This window comes from Ekhidna algicida (assembly GCF_051379705.1).
GTDB lineage: Bacteria > Bacteroidota > Bacteroidia > Cytophagales > Cyclobacteriaceae > Ekhidna.
The window spans coordinates 986,573-999,020 of sequence record NZ_CP179868.1; the positions used below are offsets into that span (position 1 = coordinate 986,573).

The 12,448-nt window shown below is 40.1% G+C and carries 10 protein-coding genes; 4 read left to right on the forward strand and 6 right to left on the reverse strand.

Annotated features, from left to right (window positions below; genetic code table 11):
* Positions 1-69: 69 nt before the first annotated feature.
* The 3 genes from ACL8WY_RS04150 to ACL8WY_RS04160 form a co-directional block, all read right to left on the reverse strand.
* Positions 70-3,048 carry a choice-of-anchor D domain-containing protein gene (locus ACL8WY_RS04150; RefSeq protein ID WP_436517159.1) on the reverse strand — a complete coding sequence of 993 codons (2,979 nt, stop codon included), beginning with the start codon at positions 3,046-3,048 and terminating at the stop codon, positions 70-72.
* Positions 3,049-3,172: 124 nt separating this feature from the next.
* Positions 3,173-3,592 (reverse strand): hypothetical protein, encoded by a 420-nt coding sequence (locus ACL8WY_RS04155; protein WP_436517160.1) that lies wholly within the window; start codon positions 3,590-3,592, stop codon positions 3,173-3,175.
* Positions 3,582-5,381, reverse strand: coding sequence for a hypothetical protein (locus tag ACL8WY_RS04160; protein WP_436517161.1), 1,800 nt, complete (start codon positions 5,379-5,381; stop codon positions 3,582-3,584). Before ACL8WY_RS04160 ends, ACL8WY_RS04155 begins: the two co-directional genes overlap by 11 nt.
* A gap of 137 nt (positions 5,382-5,518) precedes the next feature.
* Between ACL8WY_RS04160 and ACL8WY_RS04165 the strand changes: the two genes are divergently transcribed.
* Positions 5,519-6,094 carry a TlpA family protein disulfide reductase gene (locus ACL8WY_RS04165; protein ID WP_436517162.1) on the forward strand — a complete coding sequence of 192 codons (576 nt, stop codon included), beginning with the start codon at positions 5,519-5,521 and terminating at the stop codon, positions 6,092-6,094.
* Here ACL8WY_RS04165 and ACL8WY_RS04170 read toward each other — a convergent pair.
* On the reverse strand, positions 6,077-7,087 hold the full coding sequence (locus ACL8WY_RS04170) for an arginase family protein (RefSeq protein WP_436517163.1): 1,011 nt from the start codon (positions 7,085-7,087) through the stop codon (positions 6,077-6,079). The two genes, ACL8WY_RS04165 and ACL8WY_RS04170, sit on opposite strands and share 18 nt — an antisense overlap.
* Positions 7,087-7,575 carry a SixA phosphatase family protein gene (locus ACL8WY_RS04175; RefSeq protein ID WP_436517164.1) on the reverse strand — a complete coding sequence of 163 codons (489 nt, stop codon included), beginning with the start codon at positions 7,573-7,575 and terminating at the stop codon, positions 7,087-7,089. Before ACL8WY_RS04175 ends, ACL8WY_RS04170 begins: the two co-directional genes overlap by 1 nt.
* 160 nt (positions 7,576-7,735) lie before the next feature.
* On the opposite strand from ACL8WY_RS04175, the gene topA reads away from it, so the two are divergent.
* Genes topA through ACL8WY_RS04190 form a run of 3 tightly spaced genes read left to right on the forward strand, consistent with a single transcriptional unit; the run spans position 7,736 to position 11,183 of the window.
* Positions 7,736-10,069 carry a type I DNA topoisomerase gene (topA, locus tag ACL8WY_RS04180; RefSeq protein ID WP_436517165.1) on the forward strand — a complete coding sequence of 778 codons (2,334 nt, stop codon included), beginning with the start codon at positions 7,736-7,738 and terminating at the stop codon, positions 10,067-10,069.
* Between the two features lie 48 nt (positions 10,070-10,117).
* Positions 10,118-10,594, forward strand: coding sequence for an RNA polymerase sigma factor (locus ACL8WY_RS04185; RefSeq protein ID WP_436517166.1), 477 nt, complete (start codon positions 10,118-10,120; stop codon positions 10,592-10,594).
* Positions 10,587-11,183 carry a hypothetical protein gene (locus tag ACL8WY_RS04190; protein WP_436517167.1) on the forward strand — a complete coding sequence of 199 codons (597 nt, stop codon included), beginning with the start codon at positions 10,587-10,589 and terminating at the stop codon, positions 11,181-11,183. Before ACL8WY_RS04185 ends, ACL8WY_RS04190 begins: the two co-directional genes overlap by 8 nt.
* A gap of 54 nt (positions 11,184-11,237) precedes the next feature.
* On the opposite strand, the gene dnaN is transcribed toward ACL8WY_RS04190, so the two are convergent.
* On the reverse strand, positions 11,238-12,362 hold the full coding sequence (gene dnaN / locus ACL8WY_RS04195) for a DNA polymerase III subunit beta (protein WP_436517168.1): 1,125 nt from the start codon (positions 12,360-12,362) through the stop codon (positions 11,238-11,240).
* Between the last annotated feature and the right edge of the window lie 86 nt (positions 12,363-12,448).

The following is a 12,448-nucleotide window of genomic DNA, read 5'->3' on the forward strand; positions in this document are numbered from 1 at the left end:
AAAATCAGGAAATATTTCGATAAAACTCCTATTCAAAGCTTCTAATTATTACAAAACTGGTCAATAGAGCTATTTAATAACAAGTCTTTTGGTTGATATGATATTGCCTTGTTTGAAAGTTGCAATGTAAATACCTGGTTTTAGATTGTAATTCTCCATCAGTTTCTGATCTAGAAGAAGGCTCCCATCTATCTCTTTTTCTAAGATGACTTTTCCATCCAAGTTCACCAATTTGAATTCTAGTGGTGTATGATCATCTCCGGAAATGATACGAATATTCATCGCCTTACTTGTGGTTGGGTTTGGGTATACGGTAACATCCATCCCATCATGAACCGAATCATTATAGATTTGAATGATTTCGTGCAATGTTTCTGTTCCATCAAAATCGACTTGTTTAAGTCTATAGAAGTTAAATCCCAACGCAGGTCCTTGATGGATGTAGGAATAGTTAAGAATTCCGTCGTAATTACCATTTCCAGCTATATGTCCTATTGAAGAGAACTCTTCTCCATCTATTGAGTGCTGAATCTCGAAATAATCATTATTGATTTCTACAGCTGTAGTCCACGTCAATTCAACTTGATTGTTTTTAAATACTCCATTGAAAGCCAATAACTCTACCGGTAGTGGTGTCACATCTCCAAAAATGACGAAGTTGTCAAAGGCAACTCCTGTCTCTGTAACCGATCCATCACTAGCGAAAAGAACTCTAAACTGAACATTAGAATTATTCTCCAAAGCACTTGGAAGATCCAGTTCTGCGGTTTGCCAAAAACCATTATCACCTGTCCATCCATTGGCATTATTAGCGAATGCATCTACATCACCATCATTGTACCAGTTAATTCCCTCTGCAGTAGATCCAAGATCATTCCAATTCGCTCCACCATCTGAGCTATACTCTACTTGAAAGCCGTCCCAATCCACTTCTGTATCAAATCTCACATCCATGAAAAGAGTCAGTGAGGTCTCACCTGTCAGATCAAGCGTACCACTTTCAATGGTCAAAACCGCATCGTCACTGTATCCTCCATTCGGTGTGGTATGCCAGTAGTTTCCATCAGCTCCCGTACTTAATATTCCGGTACCTCTAGACCAATCTCCATTCGTATTTGCTGTAACAGTCCAACCCTCATCACCACTGTCAAAATCCTGATTAATAACCGCATTATCTCCAGTTCCAGTAATATCAAAGGTAAATGGATCATCATCAGGATCATTGCTGGCTATAGATACTGTTGCGTTTCTAGCACCTGTGGCAGACGGATCGAATTGAATTACAAAGGTGGTTGACTCAAATGCAGCGACTCCAGACGTGGGTTGGGTAGTTACTGTATAGTCTGCTGAAGCAGATCCACTGATTGTCACCGGTGTACCACCAGTAAAATTCAGTGTTCCTCCATCATAGTTAGTTATTGTATAGACTTTTGATCGTGTTCCTGAAGTCACATCTACAGTCCTAAAATCTGTATTATCGAGGGCATCTGGACTTGAATCACCGTTTACAATTCGAATCCCATTTGCTTCGAGATAGATATCAGGAGTGCCTGTATAAATCATGAAATTATCAAATGCTGCTCCCACATCGGTGACAGAATTATCACTTTCAAATAATACTCTGAACTGCGTGTTGGCATTCCCTTCTAATGCAGCTGGAATACTGATTTGAGCAACAGACCAAAATGAATTGTCCCCTGACCACCCATCTTCGCCATTGGCAAAAGCATCTACATCCGTATCATTATACCAGCCAATTCCATCTCCAACGACTCCTAGGTCAAACCAATTGGCTCCTGCATCGTCGCTATATTCCACCTTCATTCCATCCCAGGCATCTTCTGTATCATACCTAATATCCATGTATAATAATAGATCGGACTCACCAGTTAGGTCGATTACCGGACTCTCTATCGTTAGTACAGCGTCATTGTTGTATGCTCCGTTTGGTGTTGTGTGCCAGTAAGAGCCATTGGCCCCTGAACTTAACGTCCCTGTACCTCGCGACCAATCACCATTGGTGTTTGAAGTCACTGTCCAGCCATTGTCGCTTGAATTAAAATCGTGTACGATCACTGCATTTACACCGATTCCTTTAATATCAAATGTGAATGGGTCTTCATCCGGATCATCGCTGGCAATTGAAATGGTGGCCGTTCGCTCACCTGTAGCTGACGGATCAAATTCTATAGCAAATGAGGTAGTTTCGAACGCATCTAGAGTTGTAGATGCAGGTTGACTGTCTACCGTAAAATCAGCAGCATTCGTTCCGCTTATTGTCACTGACGTTCCTCCGGTGAGCGTAAGTGTTCCACCTGCTCCATTGGAAATTGAGAACGATTTAATCACAGTTCCTGAGGCGACATCTACACTTCGGAAATCGGTATAGTCTTCAAAACTTGGGCTTGAATCTCCGTCAGAAATTTCATTCCCATTGCCATCGATTACAATATCAAATCCTGATGTAATAATTACATCATCAAATGCCACTCCTTCGTCGGTAGTATTAACGTCACTCTCAAATCTAATGCGGACCATCACGTTTGCATTGTTTTCCAATACAGCTGGTAGCTCTATCTGACCAGTCTGCCATTCTGTATTATCACCAGACCATCCATCAGCTCCATTTGCAATGGCATCAACATCAGTATCGCTATACCAGTTTACACCATCTCCAACCGCTCCTAAATCCGTCCAACCAACGCCACCATTGGAACTGTATTCTACTTGAAATCCGTCCCAAGCTGCTTCTGTATTATGTCTATACCTGAATGAAAATAATAGATCTGTCTGACCTGTCAAGTCTATTATAGGGCTTTCTATTACTAAGACTGCATCATCATTATAATTCGAAGGAGAGGTATACCAGTACGAATCATTGGAGCCAGCGCTAAATATATCTGTACCTCTCAGCCAGTCTCCATTGGTGTTGGATGTTACGGTCCAGCCTTGATCTGAGTCATCAAAATCGTATGATACGATGGTAGTTTGTGCAATAGCATATATACCAATACACAAAAAGATTGCAAGTAATTTAAATCGTAACATTTAATGATAGTTGGTCTTACTATATAGATAGCAAATTTTATCTAACTGTTTGATAAATCGGCATATATTTCGATGACCTAAAGAAAATTGGCGGAGAAACGCAAAAAAAAATCCATGTATTAATTCACTTAACCATGTACTGAACGTCCTGATCGTTCATATTCAGGAATAATTGTTGTGATGTAATTTGATTTATGATCCAAAAATTACCTGAAGCAAAAATCAAAGAATCAGTAAACAGGTCTCTATCTTCTGCTTTGGAAGCACTTGCTCTACCGATAATTGTAGCCGTATTCATGGATGGACATCCTGAAATTATTGAAATATCCAATGAATCATCTGAAGTATTTTCAACAAGCTCAAAAATGAGTTGTACTGAGTCCGAGCAGTTCTGCGAATTGACAACTTTCATCCATACTTTGGAACCTTCTTCCCCACTCAATAATCTTTCAACCTGGTAGTGATATATACCTACGGGTAGTTCTTCTTCAGAACAGGCTAATAGAGTCAGAAATGAAATTAATACGAATAACCTACCTCGCATTTCCTGTCCGATCGATCACCACATACCCAAGCTCATCCGAATCAAGCGGCAATTGCTCCTCAGGGTATAGAAATATGGTTAGCTCCTGGGTGAGATCATCAAACTTGAAGTCTACCGGCTTTTTGTCTATTGAAACTACTGTTCCCCAGTTTAGCCTGCCATCCGGAGTATAGCTCACCACTACAAAGTTGTTTTCCTGAGCAGAGGAATTGTAGATGTAAAAACTTTCTGAACCTGCTATGGTTGGAATTGAATCACTTTCATAGTTTACCCCATTGGTTCCTGGCAGGTCGAACTCGAGTTTCCACTTGGATACTCGATCCGGGCCAAAAGAAGCTACAAACCCCTTTTTAGAATTTAAGTCTGCACCATATGCTACAATTTCTTCTGCCGTCTTAATCGGCACATTCATAGTCATGAAGCCAGCTTCAGGCGTATCCTGAATGAAAAGCGGATACAGCACTTCTTCATTTTCAGCATCCATGCCATAACGATTTTTTTGGGCCCAGAACTCTACAGAATTGCCTAACCACTCCACATGTCTTCGAGACCATTTTTGCATATCCAGCACATATTTAGAAGCGGTCACATACTTCTGAAAGAAACTTTCGATGTAGTCAGTATATTTTTTCTTTGCCAACTCCAGATCATCTGTTGTAATTGACTCAACGAGAAGGTTCATTTCTTTCGCGTCTGCAAATGCGGTTTCATAGATCTCCAGCTGTGAACCAATTAAAGATGAATCCATTAAAGCGGGATTCAACTGTAAATCAATCTGCTTCATAATTTTGGCTTCATACATTTCTACTTTGAGCAGCTTTTCCGCCGTAGACTCTGCATCATACTTTTCAAATTGCTGCTTTAGGTTTGCAGGAAAATCTCCAATTTCAGCGTTCTGACTATTCTTTACTTTGGCCTTCTTAGCTCTAATTTCATCTGAAAAATTGGTGATCATGGTTTTGAAAAGCGCCACACCTCCAAGAATTTCAGATCTGGCGGCACTTGCCCAAATCTCAAAATTCCAAATCTCAATGGTCCCTGATCTTATATTAGATGCAGTCATTCCATCTACGCCATATTGTTCAATACTTTTCAACGTAGGTTCCTGGCTGTATTTTTCTGAACCGAGCTTCACAGCCAATTCCTTTACACCATTCGCATTTTCAACACCGAGCCTTCCATTTGTTTCAATTTCTGAAAGTGCGGTTTGCACACTTTCGTCCGCTCCAATCAATAAATTGCTCTGTACAGAAAATTGGGAAACTAACCCTTTATAGGCACTCATTGCTGAAGCTTGATTTTCTTCCACTTTCACAACTCTACGATGCATCTCCTTTACATCTGCAATCCGTGTCTCAATTGATTCTACCTTTTTTTCAATATCTAAATGGACATCTGAAACCTTGATGCCAAATTCACCGGTTCTAAGGTCTCTTCTAAAGAATGCTTGATAATATTCATCCTTCTTTTTCAACTCCTTCTCAGTGATTAATGTCTTTGATTTTTCAAAATAGAAGATTGCAGAGTCTCCAACTTGATAGACTTTGGATGAATCATCCACCACATCAAAGCTCAGAAACCTACTTTCTAGCCATAATGCCATTTGCAAATTAGCATTGGGCTCATCCTGATTTTTTTCATCTGACAGAAATTGAATGAGCTTGGGACCTCCTTCATCGTAATTTTTTGCGGCAAGAACGGGGAACAAATCTTTGTATTTGATCTTTTGTGCTTCTGCACTAATGAACACTAAAAGAAATAGAATCGTAGCTGTTGACTTAATTTTCATCGCATGGGTGATGTTTATGAGAATGCTAATTTATAAAAATACTAAGTGAGATTATAAAAATAGGAAGAACGGCCTTAGCTGATCATAGGTGAATCATTTATTCAATTTGGGTGTATTAGTAAGATGAACCCCCAACGATGAAGCAAAAAGTTAAAAAAGAACTTATCGAATGGATTGTCTTGATTACCGTTTTCGGTATCATTTACCTAACTGGCTGGCATACGGAAGTGATTGGCAGAGTACAGCAAGTTGTGTTAGCTACAGGGTTTATTACTCCTGAAATGCCAGAGGAAGAAAGAAAAGCATCTTATGATTTTTGGCTTGAAGATTTTGAAGGAAATCGAGTTCAGTTTGCCGAATTTGAAGGCGAAGTTGTTTTCTTGAATTTTTGGGCAACCTGGTGTCCTCCTTGTGTCGCAGAGATGCCAGATATTCATGATTTGTATGACAAACAAAAAAATGATGTAAAATTCGTTATGATTTCACTCGATCAAGATGAAAGCAAAGCTCACGCCTTCATCAATCGGAAAGGGTTTGAATTTCCTGTGTACTTCTTAAGATCTGCTCTTCCCGGAACCTATAATACACGATCTATTCCGACGACTTACGTAATGAACAAAGAAGGTTTAATAAAAGTGGAGAACCATGGCATGGCAAAATACGACACTGAATCCTTCAATGAATTATTGAAGGATCTATCGAAAGCTCAATAGCTCATTAGATACTCCGGTCAAGGTTGAAATTCTATAGAGGATGCGAGCGGCTACATTGGCATCCCACGCATCATTTCCGGTTTCGCAGACATCAAACCCAATTATTTTCCGACCGGATCTTACCACTTGCTCCATTAGATACGTTGCCTCATTAAACTGCAATCCACCAGCTACCGGCGTGCCAGTATTTGGACATAGTGATGGATCCATTCCATCCATATCAAAACTTACATAGACATGCTGAGGAAGGGTTGAAACAATTTCATCGACCTGCTTACTCCAAGCAAACCCTTGATTCTTTTTTGCGAAAATTTGTTCATCGTAAAAAACATGAACTGGCTTCTCAGAATTACTAATGTAGTTCTCCTCTTCTTCACAAAAATCCCGAATTCCAACTTGCGTTAGTGACTTGACGCCTTTTTCATTCAAAGCATTAAACATGATACTCGCATGCGAATAGTCAAACTTTTCGTAAGAGGATCTCAAATCCATATGTGCATCGATTTGAAGAATGCCGTAATCTCCTTTTTCACTCAAAGCGCTTATCAACCCTAACGGTGAAGAATGATCTCCACCTACAATACCAACAAGTTTATCAAGGTTCAATAAGGACAATGACAATTCTTTAATTCTATCGTGTGTTTTGGAGCAGTATTCATTGATGAATTCAATTTGCTCGGACTCAGGTTTTTTTCCCGCTTCGAGTGCTTTGATCACAGTCGTAGCTCTGCCGCGGTGAATTTCGTTTTGACTAGCAACCACTATGCGGTCATACATTGCTATGGGTAATTCCCACGGACGTGCGATCGACAGAAGTGATAAATCTAGTTGTGAAGACTCTTCAAGAATGGTGTCCGGAGCTTTTGACGTTCCCTGGCCATATGATACGGTCACATCTAAATGAACCGGTATCAGTACGAGTTTAGCCTCTTCAAGATTGTAGGGCAAACCGAAAATGCTTCCTTTTTTACCTACGTCGCTGGGATTGTACATTAATGATCAGGATGATAATAGCTTACGAAAATACCCGTGCCTTGTGATATTTCCTTCCATTTCAACTTTTCAATTTTAATGGTAACGACTCCAGAGGGTTCCATATTACCTATGATTGACCCTGAAAGGTACTCACCAAAAAAAGTGATGGTTGGATTGTGCCCAATGATCGCGATAGATTTAGTCTCATCAGAAATATCATTCAGGACTTCAAGCAATTCACGCACTGATGCGTTGTAAATAATTTCCCGATAATCAATAATTCCTTCATTCATCCCAAGCTCTTCAACCAAATTCACCGCTGTTTCGGTCGTTCTTACAGATGAACTGCTTAAAATAATATCCGGATTGAAATTTTGATTAATTAAATACCTGCCTAGTGCACGCACCGTACTTTGACCTTCTAAAGTCAGTTTTCGATCTATATCTCTTTTCCCATGGGATTCTTCAGCATATGAGTGACGGATTAGGTAGATTTTCCTAGTCATGGTTAGTCGGTTTAGTCTAAATATAAAGGATCGAAAACAGGATGAACAAATTCAGTTTAATAAGTTTTTTCAATTTTGTGTTGAACAGGATTTAAATAGTCGTGTTATGTTTACGCGCTGAACGGGTTTCGCTCGTCACATTTTATCTTAAAAATTTATCATGGGAAAAAATCTCGTCATAGTAGAGTCGCCAGCCAAGGCAAAAACAATAGAAGGATATTTAGGAAAAGATTATGAGGTAAAATCATCTTATGGTCACGTCCGTGATCTTCCTAAGGATGATTCTGCTATAGACATAGAAAATGGATTTGCACCTACCTATGAAATTTCCAAAGACAAAAAAGATGTAGTAAAAGAGCTGAAAAAGCTAGCCAAAAACGCAGATACCATATTCCTTGCCTCGGATGATGACCGTGAGGGAGAAGCTATTTCTTGGCACCTATCTGAAGCCCTAGACCTTGATAATGCTAAAACACAAAGAATTGTTTTTAGAGAGATTACTAAAAATGCCATTCAAACTGCAATTCAAAATCCACGAGGAATAGATATTGATCTTGTCAATGCTCAGCAAGCCAGGCGAATTCTAGATCGTTTGGTTGGATTTGAACTGTCTCCAATACTTTGGAAGAAGATAAAAGGAGGTCTTTCTGCAGGTCGTGTTCAATCTGTGGCCGTTCGATTGGTGGTGGAGCGAGAGCGTGAAATCGCGAAGTTCCAACCCGAATCTTCGTTTAGAATTACTGCAGAATTCAATTTGGAAGGAGGGAAAATTCTAAAGGCTGAATTACCTAAAAAATTCAAGACCGAAGATGAAGCTATGAGCTTTCTTCAAAAATGTAATGGTGCTGATTTTTCAATTGAAAACCTGGAAACCAAGCCAGCTAAAAAATCTCCAGCTCCTCCCTTTACCACTTCTACACTTCAGCAGGAAGCAAGTAGAAAATTGGGGTTTTCGGTTGCGAGAACCATGTCTGTGGCTCAGAAACTATATGAAGCTGGTAAGATCTCTTACATGAGAACTGACTCAGTTAACTTGTCTGATGAAGCATTGAATGGTGCAGCTTCTGCCATCACATCCAATTACGGTGAGGACTATGCCAACCGAAGAGTTTTCAAAACCAAAAACGCTGGAGCACAAGAAGCTCACGAAGCAATTCGTCCAACCAACTTCGGTGTCCAGTCCGCAGGTAAAGATGATGCAGAAAATAGGCTTTATGACTTAATCTGGAAGCGTGCAATTGCCTCGCAGATGTCTGATGCAAAACTTGAGAAGACAACAGCTACAATCGGCATTTCTACCGCAGATGAGAAATTGGTTGCAAAAGGAGAAGTTGTAAAGTTTGAAGGTTTTCTTAAAGTTTATATTGAATCTACTGATGAAGAAGGTGGTGAAGAGGAAAATACCAATATGCTACCTCCACTGAGCGTAGGCCAGGCATTAGACCTGAAGCAAATTCTCTCCAAGCAAGGGTTTTCTCGTCATCCACCCAGGTATACAGAAGCTAGTTTGGTGAAGAAACTGGAAGAGATGGGCATAGGCCGTCCGTCTACTTACGCACCAACCATCTCTACCATACAGAAAAGAAACTACGTGGAGAAAGATGCACGTGAAGGACATGAACGAATATCTATTGAATGCCTTCTAAAAGATGGTGAAATAAAGCGGGAAGAAGTAACTGAAATAACTGGAGCTGAGAAAAATAAGCTCTTCCCTACTAACACTGCGATGGTGGTTAACGATTTTCTTGTCGATCACTTTCCAAACGTGATCGACTACCACTTTACCGCTGATGTAGAGCAGCAATTTGATGACATTGCGCAAGGCAAGACCCAATGGAATAAGATGATTGATAAATTCTACGGTGGCTTCCATTCCACAGTTGAAAAATCAGCGGATCTTGACAGAGCGGCTGTCAATCAGGTTAGAGAAATTGGGGTTGATCCAACTTCAGGGGAGAAGATCTACGCACGACACGGAAAGTATGGCGCGTATGTCCAAAAAGGCGAGTTGATTGAAGGTGAAGAGAAGCCGAAATATGCCAGCTTAAAGCATGGACAATTCATGGACACTATCAATCTGGAAGAAGCTTTAGAGCTCTTTAAGCTTCCAAGAGAGGTCGGCACTTTTGAAGATAAGCCTATGGTTGCTGCAGTGGGACGATTTGGACCTTACATTCGTCACGATGGTAAGTTTGCGTCTATCAAAAAAGAACAAGATCCATTGACTATTACGGAGGAAGAAGCAGTTCAACTAATCCTTGATAAACGAGAGGCTGACGCCAATAAATACATCAAGACATTTGATGAAGATGAGAATGTGGCAGTACTCAATGGCCGATGGGGACCATACATCAAATTTGGGAAGAAGAATGTGAAAATTCCAAAGGATATGGTACCAGAAGAACTAACCTTTGAGCAATGCAAAGAACTCGCAGAAAAAGCTCCTGAGAAAAAAGGCCGAGGAGGAAGAAAGGCAGCTGCCAAAAAAAAATAACCGCTCGATGAAATAAATCGAGTGTTTTAGTCACTAATAAAAAGTTGCGTGTCGGAAGATTTCTTCAAATCGTACGTAGAGGAAAATATGGCTCTAATTATGCACATATGCAGGGCATATTCGCGAGATGAAGAGTCTTTGAAGGATTTAGTCCAGGAAGTCACTTTGCAGCTTTGGAGGTCTCACAAGTCTTTTCAGGGCAATTCACAACTTTCTACCTGGGTATATCGTGTGACGTTGAATGTTTGTCTTTCGCATTCAAAAAAGATGAAGCGAAAGGTAGAGACGGTTCCGTTGGAATGGAAGGGTGATTCTGCCATCGTAGATGATCATGATAAGGAACAAATCGAGAAGTTATATAACGGCATCAAAAGACTGAAAGAATCCGATCGAGCGATCATTCTGCTGTATCTGGAGGATAAAAGTTACAAGGAGATGAGCGAGATTCTGGGTATTACAGTAAGCAATGTGGGTGTGAAGGTGAATCGCCTCAAAGAGAAGTTAAAAGAAATAATCAATGGCTGAAGAAATTGACATACGGTCAGTCTGGAACAGGAGTAAAGCAAAGGAGGACCCTTCTTCGCTTCAAATAAATAAGCTGGAACGAAAAGGTACCAAAAACACGCTCTATTGGATTAGAATAATCCTTTGGATAGAGTTTTCTTTGACCATCATTAGTATGCCTTTCATGATTGTTTATGTCACCAGCAGAGGAGATTCCCTGGGATTAATTGCTATATACATATTCATATCCGTCGTATACCTTTTCTATTACCAATTTTTGATTCGTCAAATTCGACAGTTTAGCTACGATGGAAATGTCTTAGCAAACATCAAAAAGCTTTATGGCTATCTACGCTTTTACATTCTTCACTACTATGTGGTATTTTGGATATCGCTTGTTCTTAGCTTTATATATGCGATGATGGATCCCGCAAATGAGGAAGTATTATCAAAAATTGAATCAACTTCTCAATGGGTAACTGTTATAGCTATCTGGGCATTGCTTTTGGCTATTGTTGGTGGGCTTTTCCATCTTCTCATTTACCTTATTTATGGCAGGAAAATCAAGCGTATAGGACGCATGATGGAAGACCTGGAGAGTGAGCAATAAAAAAAGTGATACCTCTCGATATCACTTTTTTAAAATCTTAAAGTAAAGCTCTCGTTAAACCTGATTATTCAGCATCACTGGCATCACAAGCATCAGTATGTCTTCCTCTTCGTCCTTGTCATGCGGCGTAATAATTCCGGCCTTGTTTGGAGCACTTAGCTTCAAGGTGATATCATCTGAATCAATATTGCCCAACATTTCTACCAAGAACTTCGCATTGAATCCAATTTCCAAATCTTCTCCATCGTGCTCGCAAGAAAGTCGCTCACTTGCTTCGTTTGAGAAATCCAGGTCTTCTGCAGAAATCATCAGCTCACTGCCGGTAATCTTCAACCTCACCTGATGGGTCGTCTTGTTTGCGTAAATCGCGATACGCTTCAATGAGCTAAGTAGCTCATCCTTTTTCACTACCACATTGTTGTTATTGTCCAGTGGAATTACATTCTCGTAATCAGGGAATCGCTCATCGATTAATCGACAGATCATCTTCACCTGATTGAAATTGAAAAATGCATTCGAAGCATTGAACTCCACATTTACATTAGTCAACTCTGAAGGTAGTGTAGCTTTCAGAAGCGTCAGTGCTTTTCGCGGGATAATCATGCTGTGTCCCATATCAGCTACTACATCTACCCTTCTGTATCGAATCAATCTGTGACTGTCTGTAGCCACAAATGTTGTGTTCGTTTCATCCAGCTTCACAAATACACCCGTCATTGCAGGTCTTAGCTCATCATTCGAGGTAGCGAAAATTGTATTGTTTATTGCTTTGCCAAGCACCTCAGAAGACATGTTTACTGAATATCCGTCAGAAACGGTTGGGATCTTAGGAAAGTCAGTAGCATTTTCTCCAGCTAACTTATATCGTCCGTTGTCTGAATTGATCTCTATGCTGTAGGTGTTGCTATCGATAGAGAATGTCACCGGTTGCTCCGGCAGATTTCTCAATGTCTCCAACAATATCTTAGCTGGGATGGCAATACTTCCATCTTCTTTGGCTTCCACCTGAAGCTCGGTAATCATACTTGTTTGCAAATCTGATGCAGTAACTGTCAGATTTCCATCGCTTATTTCAAACAAGAAGTTTTCTAAAATCGGCACTACAGGGTTGGTAGTAATTACGCCATTGATGGCTGATAATTGCTTCAGTAGGTAGGATGATGAGACAATGAATTTCATATAATTGTAAAGCTTAGTGAGTTCAGGCAATTGCCTTGTTTTTTCGGGTCGCTAATTTAATCACAAATTGTGAGATAAACAGTTGA

Excerpts from the sequence above, each read along its gene's own strand:
- ACL8WY_RS04150 (WP_436517159.1), bottom strand. The coding sequence starts at position 3,048 with ATGTTACGATTTAAATTACTTGCAATCTTTTTGTGTATTGGTATATAT.
- ACL8WY_RS04155 (WP_436517160.1), bottom strand. The coding sequence starts at position 3,592 with ATGCGAGGTAGGTTATTCGTATTAATTTCATTTCTGACTCTATTAGCC.
- ACL8WY_RS04160 (WP_436517161.1), bottom strand. The coding sequence starts at position 5,381 with ATGAAAATTAAGTCAACAGCTACGATTCTATTTCTTTTAGTGTTCATT.
- ACL8WY_RS04165 (WP_436517162.1), top strand. The coding sequence starts at position 5,519 with ATGAAGCAAAAAGTTAAAAAAGAACTTATCGAATGGATTGTCTTGATT.
- ACL8WY_RS04170 (WP_436517163.1), bottom strand. The coding sequence starts at position 7,087 with ATGTACAATCCCAGCGACGTAGGTAAAAAAGGAAGCATTTTCGGTTTG.
- ACL8WY_RS04175 (WP_436517164.1), bottom strand. The coding sequence starts at position 7,575 with ATGACTAGGAAAATCTACCTAATCCGTCACTCATATGCTGAAGAATCC.
- topA (WP_436517165.1), top strand. The coding sequence starts at position 7,736 with ATGGGAAAAAATCTCGTCATAGTAGAGTCGCCAGCCAAGGCAAAAACA.
- ACL8WY_RS04190 (WP_436517167.1), top strand. The coding sequence starts at position 10,587 with ATGGCTGAAGAAATTGACATACGGTCAGTCTGGAACAGGAGTAAAGCA.
- dnaN (WP_436517168.1), bottom strand. The coding sequence starts at position 12,362 with ATGAAATTCATTGTCTCATCATCCTACCTACTGAAGCAATTATCAGCC.